Origin of the sequence: Paraburkholderia azotifigens, assembly GCF_007995085.1 — a bacterium.
Classification (GTDB): Bacteria; Pseudomonadota; Gammaproteobacteria; order Burkholderiales; family Burkholderiaceae; genus Paraburkholderia; species Paraburkholderia azotifigens.
In genome coordinates this window covers 717002-736709 of record NZ_VOQS01000001.1, presented here as the reverse complement: position 1 = coordinate 736709, position 19708 = coordinate 717002, and the positions used below count along the sequence as shown (strand labels likewise).

The 19708-nt window shown below is 65.6% G+C and carries 20 protein-coding genes and 1 pseudogene; 5 read left to right on the top strand and 16 right to left on the bottom strand.

The window, feature by feature from the left end:
• Positions 1–43 precede the first annotated feature (43 nt).
• The 7 genes from otsA to mltG form a co-directional block, all read right to left on the bottom strand.
• Positions 44–1489 (bottom strand): alpha,alpha-trehalose-phosphate synthase (UDP-forming), encoded by a 1446-nt coding sequence (gene otsA / locus FRZ40_RS03255; RefSeq protein WP_147233312.1) that lies wholly within the window; start codon positions 1487–1489, stop codon positions 44–46.
• Between the two features lie 254 nt (positions 1490–1743).
• Positions 1744–2100 (bottom strand): Rap1a/Tai family immunity protein, encoded by a 357-nt coding sequence (locus FRZ40_RS03250; RefSeq protein ID WP_028365511.1) that lies wholly within the window; start codon positions 2098–2100, stop codon positions 1744–1746.
• A gap of 118 nt (positions 2101–2218) precedes the next feature.
• Positions 2219–2992 carry an ankyrin repeat domain-containing protein gene (locus FRZ40_RS03245; protein ID WP_028365510.1) on the bottom strand — a complete coding sequence of 258 codons (774 nt, stop codon included), beginning with the start codon at positions 2990–2992 and terminating at the stop codon, positions 2219–2221.
• Positions 2993–3043: 51 nt separating this feature from the next.
• On the bottom strand, positions 3044–3835 hold the full coding sequence (locus tag FRZ40_RS03240) for a TatD family hydrolase (protein ID WP_028365509.1): 792 nt from the start codon (positions 3833–3835) through the stop codon (positions 3044–3046).
• Positions 3836–3901: 66 nt separating this feature from the next.
• The gene (locus FRZ40_RS03235; protein ID WP_147233311.1) at positions 3902–4945 is read right to left on the bottom strand and encodes a DNA polymerase III subunit delta'; all 1044 of its coding nucleotides are present in this window, start codon (positions 4943–4945) and stop codon (positions 3902–3904) included.
• Positions 4946–5039: 94 nt separating this feature from the next.
• Positions 5040–5660, bottom strand: a complete 621-nt coding sequence (gene tmk / locus FRZ40_RS03230; protein ID WP_147234756.1) for a dTMP kinase — start codon at positions 5658–5660, stop codon at positions 5040–5042.
• On the bottom strand, positions 5660–6670 hold the full coding sequence (mltG, locus tag FRZ40_RS03225; protein ID WP_147233309.1) for an endolytic transglycosylase MltG: 1011 nt from the start codon (positions 6668–6670) through the stop codon (positions 5660–5662). Before mltG ends, tmk begins: the two co-directional genes overlap by 1 nt.
• Before the next feature lie 77 nt (positions 6671–6747).
• On the opposite strand from mltG, the gene ygfZ reads away from it, so the two are divergent.
• Entirely contained in the window at positions 6748–7797 is a 1050-nt protein-coding gene (gene ygfZ / locus FRZ40_RS03220) for a CAF17-like 4Fe-4S cluster assembly/insertion protein YgfZ (protein WP_147233307.1), read from the top strand.
• A gap of 93 nt (positions 7798–7890) precedes the next feature.
• Positions 7891–8715, top strand: coding sequence for an NRDE family protein (locus tag FRZ40_RS03215; protein WP_028365504.1), 825 nt, complete (start codon positions 7891–7893; stop codon positions 8713–8715).
• Positions 8716–8727: 12 nt separating this feature from the next.
• Here the strand turns inward: FRZ40_RS03215 and FRZ40_RS03210 are convergent, their stop codons facing one another.
• From FRZ40_RS03210 to FRZ40_RS03195, 4 genes are all read right to left on the bottom strand, one after another.
• Positions 8728–9687, bottom strand: a complete 960-nt coding sequence (locus FRZ40_RS03210; protein WP_147233305.1) for an alpha/beta hydrolase — start codon at positions 9685–9687, stop codon at positions 8728–8730.
• Between the two features lie 87 nt (positions 9688–9774).
• A complete protein-coding gene (locus FRZ40_RS03205; RefSeq protein ID WP_147233303.1) occupies positions 9775–10644 on the bottom strand; it encodes an SDR family oxidoreductase in 870 nt (289 codons plus the stop codon).
• Positions 10645–10676: 32 nt separating this feature from the next.
• Positions 10677–11675: an NADP-dependent oxidoreductase gene (locus FRZ40_RS03200; protein ID WP_028365501.1), complete on the bottom strand. Its 999-nt coding sequence runs from the start codon at positions 11673–11675 to the stop codon at positions 10677–10679.
• A gap of 63 nt (positions 11676–11738) precedes the next feature.
• Positions 11739–12212, bottom strand: a complete 474-nt coding sequence (locus FRZ40_RS03195; RefSeq protein ID WP_147233301.1) for a PaaI family thioesterase — start codon at positions 12210–12212, stop codon at positions 11739–11741.
• 483 nt (positions 12213–12695) lie between these two features.
• Between FRZ40_RS03195 and FRZ40_RS03190 the strand changes: the two genes are divergently transcribed.
• On the top strand, positions 12696–12989 hold the full coding sequence (locus FRZ40_RS03190; protein WP_028365499.1) for a GYD domain-containing protein: 294 nt from the start codon (positions 12696–12698) through the stop codon (positions 12987–12989).
• A gap of 46 nt (positions 12990–13035) precedes the next feature.
• Here FRZ40_RS03190 and FRZ40_RS03185 read toward each other — a convergent pair whose 3' ends face one another.
• Entirely contained in the window at positions 13036–13659 is a 624-nt protein-coding gene (locus FRZ40_RS03185; RefSeq protein ID WP_147233299.1) for a trimeric intracellular cation channel family protein, read from the bottom strand.
• Positions 13660–13848: 189 nt separating this feature from the next.
• On the opposite strand from FRZ40_RS03185, the gene FRZ40_RS03180 reads away from it, so the two are divergent.
• Positions 13849–14340 (top strand): LEA/WHy family protein, encoded by a 492-nt coding sequence (locus FRZ40_RS03180; protein WP_147233297.1) that lies wholly within the window; start codon positions 13849–13851, stop codon positions 14338–14340.
• Between the two features lie 40 nt (positions 14341–14380).
• Here FRZ40_RS03180 and FRZ40_RS45705 read toward each other — a convergent pair whose 3' ends face one another.
• Positions 14381–15286, bottom strand: a complete 906-nt coding sequence (locus FRZ40_RS45705) for an SH3 domain-containing protein (protein ID WP_147233295.1) — start codon at positions 15284–15286, stop codon at positions 14381–14383.
• Positions 15287–15411: 125 nt separating this feature from the next.
• Here FRZ40_RS45705 and FRZ40_RS03170 point away from each other — a divergent pair, with 125 nt between their 5' ends.
• Positions 15412–15630 (top strand): hypervirulence associated TUDOR domain-containing protein, encoded by a 219-nt coding sequence (locus FRZ40_RS03170; RefSeq protein ID WP_147233293.1) that lies wholly within the window; start codon positions 15412–15414, stop codon positions 15628–15630.
• Positions 15631–15714: 84 nt separating this feature from the next.
• On the opposite strand, the gene FRZ40_RS03165 is transcribed toward FRZ40_RS03170, so the two are convergent.
• The 3 genes and pseudogenes from FRZ40_RS03165 to FRZ40_RS03155 all read right to left on the bottom strand — a co-directional run bounded on the left by FRZ40_RS03165 (position 15715) and on the right by FRZ40_RS03155 (position 19688).
• Positions 15715–16893 carry an acetyl-CoA C-acyltransferase gene (locus FRZ40_RS03165; RefSeq protein WP_147233291.1) on the bottom strand — a complete coding sequence of 393 codons (1179 nt, stop codon included), beginning with the start codon at positions 16891–16893 and terminating at the stop codon, positions 15715–15717.
• 54 nt (positions 16894–16947) lie between these two features.
• The gene (gene pncA, locus FRZ40_RS03160; protein WP_147233289.1) at positions 16948–17574 is read right to left on the bottom strand and encodes a bifunctional nicotinamidase/pyrazinamidase; all 627 of its coding nucleotides are present in this window, start codon (positions 17572–17574) and stop codon (positions 16948–16950) included.
• Between the two features lie 30 nt (positions 17575–17604).
• Positions 17605–19688: pseudogene (locus FRZ40_RS03155) on the bottom strand (3-hydroxyacyl-CoA dehydrogenase NAD-binding domain-containing protein).
• Positions 19689–19708: the final 20 nt, after the last annotated feature.

Genomic DNA, 19708 nt, shown 5'->3' with positions numbered 1-19708 from the left:
GCACTGATGAGAAAAGGCAGGATTGTTCTGGATATCGAATAAATCAGGACGCTGCATCGCGCCGGTCCTGCTTCTTCTTTTCGGCCGACCCGTCAGACCCCGGCGCAGCAAGCGGCACGCTGCGCAGATCGCGCAGGAACGAATCGCGCCACACGCCGAGATCGTTCTTGCGCAGCGCCTGCATGTCGATCTCGTGACGCCGCTTGCGCTCATCGAGCGGCATCGCGAGCGCGCGTTGCAAGGCCTCGCACATGCCGATCGAATCGTGAGGATTCACGATCAACGCCCCTTCGAGTTCGGCCGCCGCGCCCGCGAACATCGACAGCACCAGCACGCCCGGATCGTCCGGATTCTGGGCGGCGACGTACTCCTTCGCGACGAGATTCATGCCGTCGTGCAGCGGCGTGACGAACCCGACCTGCGATTCGCGGAACAGCGACATCAGTTTCCAGCGGTCGTATTGCTGGTTCAGATAGCGAATGGGCGTGTAATCCAGACCTGAGTATTTTCCGTTGATGCGCCCGGCTTCGTATTCGAGTTGCTGACGAATGTCCTGGTAAGTCGTCACGTCCGAGCGCGTCGGCGGCGCTATCTGTACCAGCGTGACGTTGCCGCGCCATTCGGGTGAACGCTCCAGCAATGCTTCGAATGCACGGAAGCGCTCGACCAGCCCCTTCGAATAGTCGAGACGGTCGACGCTCATGATCAGCTTGCGCCCTTCCAGACTCTGCTTCAGATCGAGCACGTGCTGACGGCTCTCGTAGCGCTTCGACTGCTCGGCAATGTCGTCGGGAAACACGCCGATCCGGTAGACGCCCGTGCGCAGCTCGCGGCCGAACGCCTCCGCGTGACCGTCGCCCGACACGGTGCCGCGCGCGTGCCGGCGCAGATAGTCGTGGAACGCGAGTTCGTCGTTTTCGGTTTGAAAACCGATCAGGTCATAGCAGCACAGCGACTTCACCAGTTCTTCGTGTGGCGGGATGTTCAACAGAATCTGCGGCGACGGAAACGGAATGTGCAGGAAGAATCCGATGCGATTCCTGATGCCTTCAGCTCGAAGCGCTTCCGCGAATGGGATCAGGTGATAGTCGTGGACCCAGATGATATCGTCGGGCTCAAGCAGCTTGATGAGCTTGTGCGCGAGCCACGCATTGACGCGCCGATAGCCCGCGTACTCTTCGCGCTCGTAGCGCGCGAGATCGTTGCGATAGTGGAACACGGGCCACAGCGTCGCGTTCGAAAAGCCGCGGTAGTACTGGTCGTAGTCCTTGCGGGTGAGGCCCGTGGTAGCGAACGTGACGGTGCCGTCGGTTTCGAGCGTGGGGCCGGCATTCGCGACCGTCTCGCTCACGACGTCGCCGCTCCATCCGAACCACACGCCGCCCGTGTCCTTCAGCGCGCCGAACACGCCTACGGCCAGCCCGCCTGCCGAGCCTTTGGTTTCCGTCGGCGTTGCCACGCGATTCGACACGACGATCAGTCGGCCCATGTTGCTGTCCCTCCGCTCTGGTTGGCGCAGCCGGTCCGCCGTGGCCGGCGCGCATCGTTTCTGATTCAGTGCTGGTTCGACCGCGGTTGCAGCCGATCAGTTGCACATGTGTGCAGATCCGGACGGCATAGGCGAAACGACGGGTTCAAAGCGGGCCGACAGCAAACCGGGCTGAAAGCACAAAACGCGCGCCGTGCGGAAACACGGCGCGCGTCTGGCAGAACGGCGAACGGGCCAAGCGGAAAGCGCGCCGCTCAGCTACCCGACTTGCAGGGGAACGCCTTGCCGAGCCCCAGCGACACGGCCGTGCTTGCGTTGTAACCCGCCACGTTCGGATTGTCGGCGATGTACTTGCGCACCGCGTCCGTCAGTTGCTGCGAGCGCGCTTCCGGCGGCAGGCAGAAATACTGGCCGACGCGCGGGCCCGTCGTCCCGCCGATCGCGTCGATCGTGTTGAAGATGCCGTCCGCAGCACCTTCGATGTAGGCTGCACACGCGCTACGCGACGCAACGTCCGTTTTCGTGCACAGCTTGTTGAGGTCGCCCCCCGTGAACGCGGCAGCCGTCAACGGCACAGCAAGCGCGCCGGCGCAAATCAAAACCCGCAGCATGTTTTTTCCTTCCTGGTGTGAGCCCGGAACGATGCATGGCGTCCGGCGATCTCTGCCGCCCGGATTGGCCACCCGTCCCCGCTTCAGTTCGGGCGCGTGGTGACGCGCGCCCAAGCCGCTATTTTGCACTGTTTTGCGGCGTTGCAGGCGTGCCGGCAGGCGCCTGTTGCTGCGTCTGCTGGAGCCGCGCCGTCAGCCCCTCGACGACGTCCGGCTCCTTGTACTGTTTCGCGAAATCGAGCGCGGTCAGGCCAATCTGGTTTTTCACGTTCAGGTCCGCGCCGCTGTCAAGCAGCAGCTTGACGGTCGACACGTGACCGCCGCGCGCCGCCATCATCAGCGGCGTCGTGCCGTTCGGCGAACCCGTGTCGATGTATGCGTCGTGATCGAGCAGCAGCTTGACGATGTCGTCGTGGCCATTCGCGGCCGCGTAGTGCAGCGGCGCCCAGCCCTTCTTGTTGACCTCCGCGTCCTTCGCGATCAGCTGCTTCACGATGTCGATGTCGCCGTTCAGTGCGGCCATCATCATCGCGTTTTCGCCCGCCTTGTCGAGAATCTCGATGTCGGTCTTCGGATTGGCGATCAGCGCGGCCACGACCTTGTCCGACTTTTCGCGCGCGGCGATCACGAGGAGCGGCATGCCCTGGTTGTCGGCCATGTTCGGGTCCATGCCGTTCGCCAGCTGCTTCTTCACTTCCTTCACGTCGTCGAACTTGACGGCCTTGATCATCGTGTCGGCAGGCGCGGCCTGCGCGGGCAGCGCGCCGAGTGCCGCGAACGCGACGCCTGCCGCCAGCGTGAGCCTGGCCAGGCCACGGCGCAGGTCGGCAGCGCGGGCAAAGCCCGGATGGGATGATGCGCCGTGACGGCCGTCGATCGTGTATTTTTTCATGTGTTGCTTTAGGAAACTTCCCTATCCTTTTGATACTACTGATTTTATTCTTCAGGCGCCAGACGGCGCCGGAATCTTGAACAGCCGGAAGAAGTTCCCGGTCGTCGCGGCGGCAAGCGCTTCGTCCGGCATCTCGCGCTGCTGCGCGATGAAGCGTCCGACATAACTCACGTACGCAGGTTCATTCGGCTTGCCGCGATACGGCACGGGCGCGAGGTACGGCGAGTCGGTTTCGATCAGCAGACGGTCGAGCGGCACGCGGCGCGCCACGTCCTGCACATCCGTCGCGCTCTTGAACGTGACGATGCCCGACAGCGAAATGTAGAAATTCTGCGCAAGCGCCTGTTCGGCGACGGCCCAGGGCTCCGTGAAACAGTGCATCACGCCGCCGGGCACGCTCGCGCGCTCCTCGGCCATGATCCGCAGCGTATCTTCCGACGACGCCCGTGTATGGACGATCAGCGGCTTGCCCGTCTGGTGCGCGGCGCGGATATGGACGCGAAAGCGCTCGCGCTGCCATTCCATGTCGGCGATCGACCGGCCTTCCAGCCGGTAGTAGTCGAGGCCCGTCTCGCCGATCGCCACCACCTTCGGATGCTGCGCCAGTTCGACCAGTTCGGCGACGCTCGGCTCCTGCGCGTCTTCGTGATCGGGATGCACGCCCACCGACGCGTACACGTTGTCATACGAGCGCGCGATGTCCAGCACGGACGGGAGCGTTTCGAAATCGACGGACACGCACAGCGCGTGTGTCACCGAGTGCGAACGCATGTTGTCGAGCACTTGCGGCAGACGGTCGCCGAGTCCTTCGAAGTTGATATGGCAGTGGGAGTCGACAAACATGGTGAAGTCCTGCGAAAAATCCGTGGGTGAATCTGATAGAGCTCGCGCCAGACCTTGCCGCGCGCCCTAAACGAACAGGTCGCGGTAGCCCAGAAACAGTTCCTCGAACACGAGCCGCGCATTCAGCGGATGGTTTTCGACTGCGCGCTGCCGCGTAACCGTCCGCATGAAACGCGCGAATGCGTTCGCATCCGCCTGCGACGCACAACGCGCGAGCGCCGCCGACGCCGCAGGGAAATAGCGCGGCGTGCCTGCCGCACCCACTGTGGACTGTGCGAGCAGGTCGTACATCCAGCGCTGCAGCCAGCCGAGCACGATGGGCACGGGCAGCTTCTGCAGCGTCTCGCCGCACGCGAAGGCGTCGCAGTTCGGGCCGGCGGCCAGTTGCTTCAGCGTCCAGTCGCGTAACGGACGGTTTTCGTCGCTTGCGAGCGCCAGCGCGGCCAGCGGCGCGCCGCCTGCTTCCGCGAGCAGGCCGGGCGCGTCGCCGACGCCTTGCTGCGCGAGCCACCCGGCGGCGGCCTCCGGCGCCGGCGTCGTCATCGGCCACTGGCGGCAACGGCTGATGATGGTGGGCAGCAGGCGGTCGATACGCGCCGACACCATCAGGAACACGACGCCCGCCGGCGGCTCTTCGAGCGTTTTCAGCAACGCGTTCGCAGCCGCGACGTTCAGCGCCTCGGCGGGATACAGCACGACCACGCGCACGCCGCCGCGATGCGAGCCGACGCCGCAGAAGTCCAGCAGCGCCCGCACCTGCTCGATCTTGATTTCCTTGCTGGGCGTACGCGTCTTCTTGCTGTCGTCGGCATCGGCCTTCTCGGCTTTTTCATCGGCCGCGCTGGTGAAACCGGCTTCGGCGGCGAGCGCCTCCGGCAACACGATCCGGTAGTCGGGATGATTACCCTGCGTGAACCAGTTGCACGCCGCGCACGCGCCGCACGGCTCGCCGTTCGGCAGCGCCGACTCGCACAGCAGGCCCTGCGCCAGATGCTGGGCAAAACGCAGCTTGCCGATGCCGGCTTGCCCGTGGAGCAGCAATGCATGCGGCCAGTGGGTGCGCAATTGCTGCAGGCGGTTCCAGTCGTCGGTTTGCCACGGATAAATCATCGTTTGTCTTTTGATTCAATGGTTTGAAGACGATTCTCAATGTATTGGCCGAGTATCGCGCAGTGTTATACGTTCGCCCTATATCAATGAAAAATCAGAGAGATACAATCAGTTCTTCAAGTTGCTTCTGAATGTCCGCAATGCTGCGCGTCGAGTCGATGATAGCGAATCGATAAGGCGCTTCCTCGGCGCGACGCAGATATTCGGTGCGCGTGCGCGTGAAAAACGCATCCGACTCGCTCTCGAAACGGTCCGGCACGCGGGCCGCGCTGCGCCGTTCGCTTGCTGTGTCGGGCGGCACGTCGAACAGCACCGTCAGATCCGGCTGGAAGCCGCCCTGCACCCAGCGCTCGAGCGTCTCGAGCTTGTCGCGCGGCAAGCCTCGACCGCCGCCCTGATAGGCGAACGTCGCGTCGGTGAAACGATCGGACAGCACCCAGTCGCCGCGCGCGAGCGCCGGTTCGATCACCTGGGCGAGATGCTCGCGCCGGGCGGCGAACATCAGCAGTGCCTCGGTTTCGAGATCCATGGCCTCGTGCAGCAGGATGTCGCGCAGCGATTCGCCGAGCTTCGTGCCGCCCGGCTCGCGCGTCATGACCACCGAGCGCCCCGTCGGCGCCACCTTCTGCTCCAGCCGGTCACGGAACCAGCCGAGGTGCGTGGTCTTGCCCGCGCCGTCGATGCCCTCGAACGTGATGAATTTTCCCCGCGCCATCATTGCCCTCGAATGTACTTGTCGACGGCCTTGTTGTGATCGCCGAGCGTGTCAGAAAAGATGCTGCTGCCGTCGCCGCGCGACACGAAATACAGTGCGCTGGTCGGCGCCGGATTGAGCGCGGCCTGAAGCGACGCCACGCCAGGCAGCGCGATCGGCGAAGGCGGCAGGCCCATGCGCGTATACGTATTGTAGGGAGTGTCCGTCTGCAGATCCTTCTTGCGCAGATGTCCCGTGTAGCTGTCGCCCAGACCGTAGATCACGGTCGGGTCCGTCTGCAGCGGCATGCCCACGCGCAGACGGTTTGCGAACACGCCCGCGACCATCGGGCGGTCGGACGCCTTGCCCGTTTCCTTTTCGACGATCGACGCCATCGTCAGTGCGTCGTACGGCGTCTTGTACGGCAGGCCCGGTGCGCGCGCCGCCCACGCTTCGTCGATGCGCAGCTTCATCAGCCGGTAAGCGCGGCGGTAGACGTCGAGATCGCTCGTGTCCTTGTCGAACAGGTAGGTGTCGGGGAAGAACAGGCCTTCGCCCGTGCCCGTCGGTGTTTCGGGCGCGCCGATTGCCTTCAGAAGATCCGGGTCCGCCATGCCCGCCGTGTCGTGCTTCAGCGCCGGGTTCGCGTCCAGTTCGGCGCGCATGTGCTTGAACGTCCAGCCTTCGATGATCGTCGCCACGTATTCGTTCACGTCGCCGCGCGCGATCTTCTGCAGCACGTCGTACGGCGTGATGCCCTGCTTGAACTCGTAGTTGCCCGACTTGAGCGCCGTCTGCAGGCCGAGCGCGCGCGTCATGAGCACGAACAGCTCCGGCTCGACGGGCACGCCGCCGCGATTGAGTTGCGTCGTGACGCTGCGCAGGCTGCTATGCGGCTTGATCGTGACGTCGAGTTGCGGTGTGGCGAGTTGGACGGGAGTCGTGGCCCAGCGGTACGCGCCGTACGCCGCGGCGCCGATCAGCATCGCGAGCAGGACGCAGGCGATGAGACATTTCTTCAGGAGGGACATGGAAACGTGGTTCGAGTGAAGCCAATATAATACTTGCTTGCCTCCGCCAAAGTCAGAATTGACTGTTCCCCGAATCCATGAACGCACCGCTTGCATCTGCTCCCGGCACCGCTGTCCCTGCTCCCGTATCGCATCCTGCGTTTCCGCGCCCGGCGCGCGACGAGTTCGACGCCGTGCTGTCGGGCGGCGCATTCATGCCGCTGCCGCAGTTCGGCGTGATCGATGCAACGGGCGACGACGCCGCGTCGTTCCTGCACTCGCAACTCACCAACGACACGCAGCACCTCGACGCCGCGACCGCGCGCCTTGCCGGCTACTGCTCGCCAAAGGGCCGCCTGCTGGCGTCGTTCCTCATGTGGTGCAGCGGCGAGTCGATCCGGATGCTGGTGTCGAGGGACGTGCAGCCCGCCGTGCAGAAGCGCCTGTCGATGTTCGTGCTGCGCGCGAAGGCGAAGCTCAGCGATGCATCGGGCGATGTGCTCGCCATCGGTCTCGCCGGCGACGTCCGCTCGGCGCTGTCCGGTGTGTTCGATGCAATCCCCGACGGTGTGCATGTGAAAGTCGACGGACGGGCGGGATCGCTGGTGCGGGTGCCGGATGCAGCGGGACGTCTGCGCTACGTCTGGGTCGGCCCGAAAGCCGAGGTCGAGTCGTACCTGCCCGCGCTCGAAGCAAAGCTGCGCCGCGTGTCGCCTGCCGTGTGGGACTGGCTCGACATCCGCGCCGGTGAGCCTCGCATCACGCAGCGCGTGGTCGAGCAGTTCGTGCCGCAAATGATCAATTTCGACGTGCTGGGCGGCGTCAATTTCCGCAAAGGCTGCTATCCGGGCCAGGAAATCGTTGCGCGCAGCCAGTATCGCGGCACGATCAAGCGGCGCATGTCGCTCGCCAATGTCGAGGGCGAAACGGACAGCGTGGTGCCGGGTACGGAGCTGTTTCACTCGGACGATCCGGGCCAGCCGTGCGGGATGCTCGTCAACACGGCGGCCGCGCCGGACGGCGGCGTCGATGCCCTCGTCGAAATCAAGCTGGCCGCGCTCGCGAACGGCACCGTTCATCTGGGCGCCGCCGATGGTCCCGCGCTGACCTTCCTGCCGTTGCCGTACGCGTTGCCGGCGGAAGTCTGAATTTCTCGCCGTGGCTGCCGGCGTCGCGCCTCTCAAGCAGGCGCGACACGTCCGCGCCATACCCGACGCTCCCCGCTACCGAGACTTCCTCTGATGTGTCTGATCGTGTTCGACTGGCGCCCCGAAGCGTCTGACGGCCCGCTGTTCACGCTCGCAGCGAATCGCGACGAATTCCTAAAGCGCACGGCCGAACCGATGCATTGGTGGGACGACGCGCCCGGACTGCTGGCGGGGCGTGACCTCGTCGGTGGCGGGACGTGGCTGGGCATGACACGCGACGGGCGTTTCGCCGCGCTCACCAACTACCGCGCGCCGAGCGAAATGCGCGCCGATGCGCCGACGCGCGGCACGCTCGTCAGCAACTGGTTGTCGGGTGAGCACGGCATCGACAGCGGCGCGCCGCTCGACTATCTGTTGCGCGTCGCGCAAGACGGCGACATGTACAACGGCTTCAATCTGCTCGTCGGCGACTGGACGCGGCACGAGCTGGCCTGGTACTGCAACCGCTCGCCTGCTGCGCCGAGCCTGCTCGCGCCGGGCACGCACGGCATTTCGAATGCGGTGCTCGATACGCCCTGGCCGAAGCTGGTGCGCAAGCGCGCCGAACTCGCCCGGGCGCTTGCCGACGAGAGCCGCCCGCCGCTGACGACGCTGATCGACCTGATGCGCGACCCGCGCATCGCGCGCGACGACGAACTACCCGCGACGGGCATTTCACTCGAACGCGAACGCGCGCTGTCGGCCGCTTTCATCGATACGCCCGAATACGGCACGCGCGGCACGACGGCATTGCAGGTCGTCGACGGCGGCGGGAAATGTCTCAGCGTCTCGGCACTCGAACGCAGCGACGACAACGGCTCGCATCGCGTCGTGCGTCCCGGCGACTACGAACGCAGCTTCACGTTCGACATCGCCTGAGCGCAAACCGGCTCACTCGACGCCGAACGCGTCGCGCAACGCCCCTGCCGCTTCGGCATGCGCGAGCGCCACGTCAGCCACGTAGCCGCCCATCTTGAAGAATTCGTGGATCATGCCTGCGTAACACGTGAACGCGACGGCATTGCCCGCGTCGCGCAGCTTGAGCGCATACGCTTCGCCTTCATCGCTGAGCGGATCGTATTCGGCCGTCGCGATCCATGCAGGCGCGACGCCGCGAAAGTCCGGCGCACCGCGCCTGCCGTCGAGCGGCGCGAACCGCCAATCGTGACGGTCGCCGGCGTCGCGCACGTATTGCTCGAAGAACCATTGAATCGTGTCGCCCGACAGCAGATAGCCGTCAGACAGGCGTTCATGCGAATCGGTCTGCTGATGACCTGTCGTGCCCGGGTAGATCAGCAGTTGCAGCACGAGCGCAATGCCCGCGTCGCGAGCGAGCACCGCGCAGACCGTGGCGAGCGTGCCGCCCGCGCTGTCTCCGCCGACGGCGATCCGCCCAGCGTCGATACCGTACAACGCCGCGTTCTGATGCAGCCACGCGAGCGCATCGAACGCGTCGTCGACGGCGGTCGGGAATCTATGCTCCGGCGCGAGCCGGTAGTCGACTGACATCACGACGCACTGCGCGTCGCGTGCGAACATCCGGCAAATCGCGTCGTGCGTGTTGACGCTGCCGACCGTGAAGCCGCCGCCGTGATAGTAGACGAGCGCGGGCGCCGGATTCGCCCATTGCGGCTCGGCAGGATGATAGAGACGCACACGAATGGCCGCGCCGTCGCGCGTCGCCACCTGCACGTCTTCGACGGAAAACATCGGCGCGGCGGGCACTTCGAGAATCGGCGCGCTCTTCTCGTACGATGCGCGCGCGGCCTGCGGCGTCAGATCGTGATACGCGGGGCGCTTCGCGCGCGCAATCATCTCGAGCACCTGCTCGATCTTCGGATTCAACGGCATGGTCGGACGATGGCGCGCACGCGCCGGACGGTGGATTTGAGCGCGAAATGATGCCACGAACACGGGCCGCAGCGCTCGCAACGGACGCTAGCGCGAGACCTTGACCTCCGGCTTCAGCGACAACGGATCGGTCGGATTGCGCTGCTGTTCGATGTCCTCGTGGCGCAGCCGCACCGTCTCAAGAATGGCGGGATGCGTGAGGATATAGAAGCGCCGTTCGGCGATTGCCTCGAATGTCAGCGCCGCGACGTCCGCCGCGCTCAACTTGCCGGAGCGCACCGCGCGCTGCAGCTGCTTGTCGGCGGCGAGTTGCGAGCGCGTGGGTTCGCCGCTATTGCGCAACGCGTCGGGGCGCGCGCGTTCGGCGTCCGCGATACCCGTCGGCACGAACGCGGGACACAGCAGCGAGCAGCCGACCTCGCCGCCTGCGTTCTGCAGATCGTGATACAGCGTCTCCGTCAGCGACACGACAGCGTGTTTCGACGCGTTGTAAATGCCCATCGACGGCGGCGACAACAACCCCGCCACCGATGCCGTGTTAACGATATGGGCCGGCTCGTTCTGTCCGAGCATGATGGGCGTGAAGATACGCACGCCGTGCGCGACGCCCATCACGTTGACGCCGAACACCCATGCCCAGTCGTTCGCCGAGCTTTCCCACAGGAAGCCACCGGAGCCCACACCCGCGTTGTTGAATAGCAGATGCACCTTGCCGAAGGCTTCGAGCGCGGCATCGGCGAGCGCCTGAACCTGCGCGCCATCCGATACGTCCGTACGCACGCCGATCGCTTCGGCGCCCCGCGCACGCAACGCATCGACGGTTTGCGCGAGCGCGCGCTCGTCGACATCCGCCAGCACGAGCTTCATGCCGAGCGCCGCGCCCTTCTCCGCGAACGCGCGGCCAAAGCCGCTCGCCGCGCCTGTGATCACGGCGACTTTGCCGTTGAACTCGAACATGCCGTTTCCCTCGATTCGCAATGCGTGCCGGTTCAGATCAGCTTGACCAGCTGCTTGCCGAAATTGCGTCCCTTGAGCATGCCGAGGAACGCTTCGGGCGCATTCTCGAGACCTTGCGCGATGGTCTCGCGATAGTGCAGTTTCTTTTGCGCGACGAGCGTGCCGAGTTCCTTCAGCGCACCAGGCCATACGTCCATGTGTTCGCTGACGATAAAGCCTTGCACGAGCAGGCGCTGCGTCAGTATCAACGACGGATGTTTGAGAGGAACCGGCTCGCCGTCGTAACCGGCGATGAAGCCGCATAGCGCGATGCGGCCATGCGCGTTCATTCGCGCCAGCGTGGCGTCGAGCCCTTCGCCGCCGACGTTCTCGAAGCAGCCGTCGATACCGTCGGGCGTTGCCGCCTCGAGATCCTGATAGAGCGTGCCCGCCTTGTAGTCGACACACGCATCGAAGCCCAGCGTCTCGACGACATAACGGCATTTGTCGGGTCCGCCCGCGATACCCACGGCGCGCGCGCCCGCCTGCTTCGCCAGTTGCCCGACCACGCTGCCGACAGCGCCGCTCGCCGCGCTGACGACGACCGTTTCGCCCGCCTTCGGCGAGATGATTCTGTTCAGTCCATACCACGCCGTCACGCCGGGCATGCCGACGGGACCGAGATACGCGGACAGCGGCACGTGCGTGTCGTCCACTTTCTGCAGGCCCTTGCCGTCCGACGTGCCGTACTCCTGCCAGCCGAACATGCCGACCACCTTGTCGCCCGGCTTGAACGCCGCGTTCTTCGATTCGACCACTTCGCCCACCGTGCCGCCGATCATCACTTCGTTGAGCGGTTGTGGCGCCGCGTACGACTTCGCGTCGCTCATGCGGCCGCGCATGTACGGATCCAGCGACAGATAGTGATTGCGCACGCGCACTTCGCCGTCGGCGAGCGGCGCGAGCGGCGTGTCGACGAGCTTGAAGTTGTCGGCGGATGCCGCGCCCTGCGGACGCGACGCAAGCAGGATCTGGCGATTCACGTGACTCATGACGGTGTCTCCGGAAAATGTCTGGACTACGGGTAAATTGGGCTGCGAGGCGTGCCCGGGCGCTCAACCGTCGCTCGGTCCCGGCTTCGCGGACGGATCGCTGCGCAGACGCTGCTGCCGCACCTCGCGGCCGACGGCCAGACGCCGCATGTACTTGAAGGTGCCGAGCGCTTTCGCGACGAAGTGCCCTTCGCTGTCGCGGATCTCGCCTTCGCAATAGGCCATCGTGGTCGAACGATGCAGCACGCGGCCCGTGGCGCGCAATTCGCCGCTGCCGGGCTGCATGAAGTTCACCTTCATTTCGACCGTCACGACGCCGACGCCGTCCGCCGCGAGGCTGCGCGCGGCCATCGCGAGCGCCACGTCGGCGAGCGTCATCGTAATGCCGCCGTGCGAGACGGCCCAGGTGTTCAGGTGTTCGGGGCGCAGCGCCAGCACGACCTCGCTCGCGCCGTCTGCCGCCGAAACGAGTTGCACGCCGAGATGATCGATGAACGGACTTTCGATCACCAGCTGGTTCGCAGGGGACTCTGTCATATGCATGTAGATGGGTAGTCGACGGCTTGACGCGCCTCGCGTGCCGATCATGCGTCGCGATCCGTACGGAACGCATGCAGAGAACGCACAAAAAAGCGCTTCGCCAGATGATACCCGCCTGCGCGAACGGATGCGCCCGGCCGCACGGCATAGGACAAACGCACTTGTCGTCGAGACGTTCGATGCGGAAAACGCGCGCGGCGTCGCCTATACTTTTTTCGCGGTACGTTACAGGCCTCAGCCCGACCGTGCGCGGCAAACGCCATCGCGCGCAACGCGAAACCGGGCGTCATCAACCTGCGGCCATTCCCCGATCGTGCGCGACACCTTCCTGCGCCCGGCCGCCTTGTCTTCCTTGTCTTCCTTCTCTTTGCCTCTTTATGCACGCATGGGACACGGCCCGCGCCGTCGATGCGTTCGTCTCTCGATACAGAGCCGGCGTGTCGCGCGCGGCACATCTGGATTTCACTTCTCGAGGACAACATGGCCACTTACATCATGCTGGTCAACTGGACCGATCAGGGCGTGCGCACGGCCAAAGACACCGTCAACCGGGCGCGCGCGTTCCGCGAACAAAGCAAGGCAATGGGCGTGACCGTGGGCACGGTGAACTGGACCCTCGGCGCGTATGACCTCGTGATCTCGTTCGATTCACCCGACGACGAGACCACGACGCGTCTGGGTCTTGCGCTCGCCGCGCAGGGCAACGTGCGCACGTCGACGATGCGCGCGTTCGGCGAAGACGAGATGGAGCGGATCATCGGCGGATTGAAGTAGCGACCGTGTTACGCGCCTGGCGCACGTCGGCAAGCGCGCGCCGCACTCAGCTTTGCGCGCGCGGCAGATGCCATCCGTGCGTCGCCGCGACCACGCGCAGCACGAAGCACGCGACGCCGCCCGCCAGTCCCGCGATCGCCGGGGACAGGCCCAGGCGGCGTCCCGCCAGCACCACGACCGCGCCGAAGAACGCGGCCGTTGCGTAGATATCGGTGACGAGCACGGACGGAACGCGCGTGAGCAGCACGTCCTTGATGACGCCGCCGCCGACGCCCGTCACCGTGCCCATCAAGGCCGCGACGAACGGCCGGATCCCGTACAGCATCGCCTTTTCGACACCTGCGACGGCGAACAGCGCGAGGCCGGCGGCGTCTAGCACCATCAGCCAGAACGCGGGAAAACCTTGCGCGTCGTTGTGGAACACGAACGTCAGCAGGCCGGCGACGAACGTCAGCGCGGGATAACGCCAGTCGCGGATCGCGTTGGGCGGCGTCGCGCCGATCAGCAGGTCGCGCGTCACGCCGCCGCCGAGCGCCGCGACGAACGCGATCACCATCACGCCCAGCAGGTCGAGGCCGCTGTGCATCGCGGCCACCGCGCCCTCGATCGCGAAGATGAACGTGCCGGCGAGATCGGCGGCGAGGACGATGGTTTCGATTTTGGGCTTCATGCAGGCTTTATGCGGGACGTCGTCCGCGGATTCGCGCGTGTTCGAGGGCGCCGCGATTGTCTCACGCGTTCGAATCCGGGCTCGCGAAGCGCGCAGCCTTCACGCCCGCGCGAGCGACCGCTCCTTCGCGCCGCTAGAATTCATACGGCGCGCCCGGAGCGCGATTCTTTTTCCAGAAGGGACACGACCATGATCAGCCACCGCGTCTCGCGTTTGATCCGCCTGCTCCTGTTCGTCGCTGCGCTGGTGTCGCTCGGCGGCTGCGCGGGCATGTTCGGTCACGATCCCCTGCGGGTGAGCGTGGCGGGTATCGAACCGCTCGCCGGTCAGGGGATGGAAATGCGCTTCAGTCTGAAGCTGCGTGTACAGAATCCGAATGAAGCGCCAATCGACTTCAGCGGCGTCGCTGTCGAACTGGAACTGAACGGCAAGACGTTTGCAACGGGTGTCAGCGACCAGGCCGGCACCGTGCCGCGCTTCGGCGAGACCGTGATCGCCGTGCCGCTGACGGTGCCTGCCTTTACCGCTGTGCGCCAGGCCTTCGCGTTCGCCGATAGCGCGCAGACGGGACAGTTCCCTTACGTGCTGCGCGGCCGCCTCGCGGGCGGTGTGACGGGCGCCACGCGTTTCATCGATCAGGGCACGCTGGCGCTGCCGATGGGCGACATCGGCGGTCTGTAGCGATGGTTGGCAGCGCGCGCAGCGAGTCGCGCGCCCTCTGTCAATGATTGGTGTTGCCTTCACCGCGCGATTGGGGCGCAGGTGGCCTTGGCGCATTATTTCCGGCATTGCCTCCATGCCCCGGCGGCGGGCCCGCAGGACGCGCAACTTCAGCGCCGGGAGACGGTCCCGCTGGCCGCCCGCCCTGAACGGGAGGCTGCCCCGCGGGAGGCCGCCCCGGAGGCGGCCCGCCCATCTGCCCCGGCGGCGGGCCTGCGGGACGCGCGCCTTGAGCGGGTGGTTGAGCGGGTGGTTGAGCGGGTGGTTGAGCGGGTGGTTGAGCGGGTGGTTGAGCGGGTGGTTGAGCGGGTGGTTGAGCCGCTTGAGGCGGCCGCGGCTCGCCGCGCTGGCCAGGCGGCGGCTGCGGGGGCCCCGGCCGATGCCCATGCTCCGAGCCGAGCGGCTGCGGCGCGCGTTCAGGAGGCGGCGATGCGGGCGGCGGACGGTTGACACCCTGTGGCGGCGGTGGCGGATGCGCGGGAGGCGGTGGCCGGTTGTGCGGCGGCGCATGATGCTCCCAGCGCGAGCGATCCGGATACCAAGGCCGCTCCCGATAGTAATGTCCCCAGTACGTGCCGAGCGAGAACGTGATCAGCGGCAGGCCGATCGCCGTTCCGTAGGTCATGATGGGCACGTTGCCGCCCTGATACGGATAGGTCAGATCGCCGCCGTAGACCCAGCCGCGCGCCTGCGGAATCGCCACGTCGCACCACGTATAACCGCTCACGCAGCCGTAGACGGACACGGGCTGCCCGGCGGGAAGCTGCGCGACGATGGGGTAATCCTGCGCCGGTCCCGCGTACAGATAGACGGGCGTAGTGGTATAGGCCTGGGACTGCGCCGACGCCCCGCCCGATGCAATCGACAACGCCCCCGCAACCGCCGCGCATGCAACGCGCATTCGCATGATGTTCTCCTGTTGGCCTGGCGTCCCGCGTATGGATCGTCAGCGAATCCTGTGCCTGAGCGTTCACCGTCGCCAGGAACGCCACGTGCAGCGGCAACGTGCAGTCAACGCAGCGGGAGCACAGCATGAGCAGCCATCTGAAAACAGGCGACCGGGTCAGCTGGAACACGCCGCAAGGCGTGACGACGGGCCGTATCGTCCGCGCGATCACGACGCATACGGAACTCGACGGGCATACGGTCGCCGCATCGAAGGACGATGTCCACTACGAAGTGGAAAGCGAAAAGAGCGGCAAGCGCGCCGTTCACCGTGCGGAAGCTTTGCATAAAACACCCAAACGCTGATGTCCGATAAAGCACGCGTAAGAAAATAGCCCGCGCGCTTTCGCACGCGGGCCCGCTTCTACGCAAACGCCTGGCAGGCCTTGATCAGACCACTTCGAACAAGCCCGCCGCGCCCTGCCCGCCGCCGATGCACATCGTCACCACGACGAATTTCGCGCCGCGCCGCTTGCCTTCGATCAACGCATGTCCCGTCAGGCGCGCGCCCGACACGCCATACGGATGCCCGACAGCAATCGCGCCGCCGTTGACGTTCAGGCGTTCGTTCGGAATGCCGAGCTTGTCGCGGCAATACAGCACCTGCACGGCGAATGCTTCGTTCAGTTCCCACAGGCCGATATCGTCGACCTTGAGACCCGCCTGCTTCAGCAGCTTCGGCACGGCGAACACCGGGCCGATGCCCATTTCGTCCGGCTCGCAGCCGGCGACCGCGAAGCCTCGGAAAATGCCCATCGGCTGCAGGCCTTCGCGTTCCGCGACCTTCGCATTCATCACCACGCACGCGGACGCGCCGTCCGAAAACTGGCTCGCGTTGCCCGCCGTGACCACGCCGCCCGGCAGCGCCGTGCGGATCTTCGACACGCCTTCGAGCGTCGTGTCCGCGCGGATGCCTTCGTCGGCGGCGATCGTGACTTCCTTCGTGAACATGCGCCCGCTCGCCTTGTCGGCGACGCCGGCGAGCACCGTCATCGGCACGATCTCGTCGTTGAAGCGCCCGGCTTCCTGTGCGGCCGCCGCGCGCTGCTGCGACTGCACGCCGTATTCGTCCTGACGCTCCTTCGAGATCGAATAGCGCTTCGAGACGTTTTCGGCCGTCTCCAGCATCGACCAGTAGATTTCCGGCTTGTGCTCCATCAGCCAGCCTTCGCGCAGCATGTGCAGATTCATCTCGTTCTGCACGCACGAGATCGACTCCACGCCACCCGCGACGAACACGTCGCCTTCGCCGACCATCACGCGTTGCGCGGCGAGCGCGATCGTCTGCAGGCCCGACGAGCAGAAGCGGTTCACTGTCATGCCGGGCACCGTCACGGGCAGACGGGCGCGCAGCGCGATCTGCCGTGCGATGTTCGAGCCCGTCGCGCCTTCGGGATTCGCGCAGCCCATGATCACGTCCTCGACGCGCGCCGGGTCGATCTTCGCGCGTTCGACGGCGGCTTGCGTCACATGTCCGCCGAGCGTCGCGCCGTGCGTCATGTTGAACGCGCCGCGCCACGATTTGGCCAGGCCCGTGCGGGCGGTCGATACGATTACGGCTTCATTCATTCACGTCTCCATCCATTCAATGAGTGTGTCAGGTGCGCGTCGCGCAGCGCGGGCTCAGGCGAGCAGATCCGCGGCCGACACGCGTTCGATGCCTGCGGCGCGCATCTCGCGCCATGCGTTGTCGAGCGAGCCGTTCAGATCGATCGCGCGGCTCGCGTCCTCGATCACGGTCACCTCGAAGCCCGCCGCGCGCGCATCGAGCGCGGACCACGCGACGCAATAGTCGGTGGCGAGTCCGCAGCACCACACGCGCGTCACGCCCGTGTCGCGCAGATAACCGGCAAGGCCCGTTGGCGTCATGCGATCGGCTTCGAGAAAAGCCGAGTAGCTGTCCACATTGGCGTGATGACCCTTGCGGATCACCGCACGCGCATGCGGAATGTCGAGTTCCGCGTGCAGTGCGGCGCCCGGCGTGTTCTGCACGCAATGCGTCGGCCACAGCACCTGCTCGCCGTACGGCAAGGTCAGCGTCTCGAACGGCTGGCGGCCCGCATGATTCGCGGCGAACGAAACGTGCGACGGCGGATGCCAGTCCTGCGTCAGCACGACATGACTGAAACGGCGGGCCAGCCGGTTCACGAGCGGCACGATTTCGTCGCCGCGCGCGACAGCGAGCGCACCGCCCGGCATGAAGTCGTTCTGCACGTCGACGACGAGCAGCACTTCATTGGCATCTTTCATCGCAATTCCCCGTCAGCTCGATCAGCCCGTTCAGCTAGTGAAGCCGCGCCCTTGCGCCGCGCGCTCGACGATGCCGGACGCGATCCGCCAGCCATCGCCATTCGGCTGCGATGCATAACGGCGGATCGCGCGTTCGACGTTGTAGAGGCCGACGCTATCCGCGTACAGCATCGGGCCGCCGCGCCACAGCGGGAAGCCGTAGCCCGTCAGATACACCATGTCGATGTCCGACGCCTTCGACGCAATGCCTTCTTCCAGAATCTTCGCGCCTTCGTTGGCGAGCGCGAACACGAGACGTTCGACGATCTCGTCGTCGGAAATCTTGCGCCGCTCGATGCCCAGTTCCTTCGAATACGCAACGATCATCTCGTCGATCGGCTTCGACGGATACGCGTTGCGGTCGCCCGCCTTGTAGTCGTACCAGCCGCCGCCCGTCTTCTGCCCGAAGCGGCCCGTCTCGCACAGACGATCGGCGATCTTCGAGTAATGCATGTCCGGAGATTCCTGATAGCGCCGCTTGCGGATCGCCCAGCCGATATCGTTGCCGGCCAGATCGCTCATGCGGAACGGTCCCATCGCGAAGCCGAACTTCTCGATCGCCTTGTCGACCTGCGCGGGCAGCGCGCCTTCTTCGAGCATGAAGAGCGCCTGGCGGATGTACTGCTCGATCATCCGGTTGCCGATGAAGCCGTCGCACACGCCCGACACCACGGCTGTCTTCCTGATCTTCTTCGCGACCTTCATCACGGTGGCGAGCACGTCCTTCGCGGTCTCCGCGCCGCGCACGACTTCGAGCAGCTTCATCACGTTGGCGGGGCTGAAGAAGTGCATGCCGACCACGTCCTGCGGACGCTTCGTGAAGGCGGCGATCCTGTTCAGATCGAGCGTCGACGTGTTCGAGGCGAGGATGGCGCCCGGCTTCGCCACTTCGTCGAGCCGCTTGAACACCTGCTCTTTCACGCCGAGTTCCTCGAATACGGCTTCGATGATGAGATCGGCGTCGTTGAGCGACTCGTACGTGAGCGTCGGCGTGATGAGGGCCATGCGCTGTTCGAGCGCTTCCATCGTCAGCTTGCCCTTCTTGACGGTCGCCTCGTAGTTCTTGCGGATCGTGGCCAGCCCACGGTCGAGCGCGTCCTGCTTCGTTTCGAGCAGCGTGACGGGCAAGCCCGCGTTGACGAAGTTCATCGCGATGCCGCCGCCCATCGTGCCCGCGCCGATCACGCCGACTTTCCTGATGTCGCGCACAGGTGTGTCGGACGGCACGTCGGGAATCTTGCTCGCCGCGCGCTCGCCGAAGAACGCGTGACGCAGCGCACGGCTTTCGGGCGTCTGCACGAGCGCGAGGAAGCATTCGCGCTCGACCTTCATGCCTTGCTCGAAGCCCTTGAGCACGCCCGCTTCGATGGCGTCGATGCACTTGTGCGGCGCCGGGAAGTTCTTCGCGACGCCCGCCACGCTATTGCGCGCGAACTGGATGAAGCCTGCTGCGTTCGGATGTTCGATCTTGCGGTCGCGAATCTTCGGATGCGGGCCGCTTTGTGCAGCAACCTTGCGCGCGAACGCTAGCGCGCCTTCCATCAGATCGCCTTCCACCAGCTGATCGAAAAGCGGCGTGCCGGCGAGCTTCTCCGACATCACGGGCGCACCCGACACGATCATGTTGAGCGCCGCTTCGAGTCCCAATGCGCGCGGCAGACGCTGCGTGCCGCCTGCGCCCGGCAAGATGCCGAGCTTCACTTCGGGCAGCGCGATCTGCGCACCCGGTGCCGTCACGCGATAGTGCGCGCCGAGTGCGAGTTCGAGGCCGCCGCCCATCGCGACGCTGTGAATGGCCGCGACGACGGGCTTCGCGCTGCCTTCGACGGCCTTGATGACGGTCGACAGGGTCGGCTCCTGGAGCGCCTTCGGCGTATTGAATTCGGTGATGTCGGCGCCGCCCGAGAACGCCTTGCCCGCACCCGTCAGCACGATCGCCTTGATGGCGGGATCGTTCTGCGCGCGCTCGATGCCCTCGACGATGCCCGTGCGCGTCGACAGGCCGAGTCCGTTGACGGGGGATTGTTCAGCGTAATGACGGCAACGCCGTCGTGTGTCGTGTAGTCCACTGCCATCTGCCTGCCTCCATGCGATG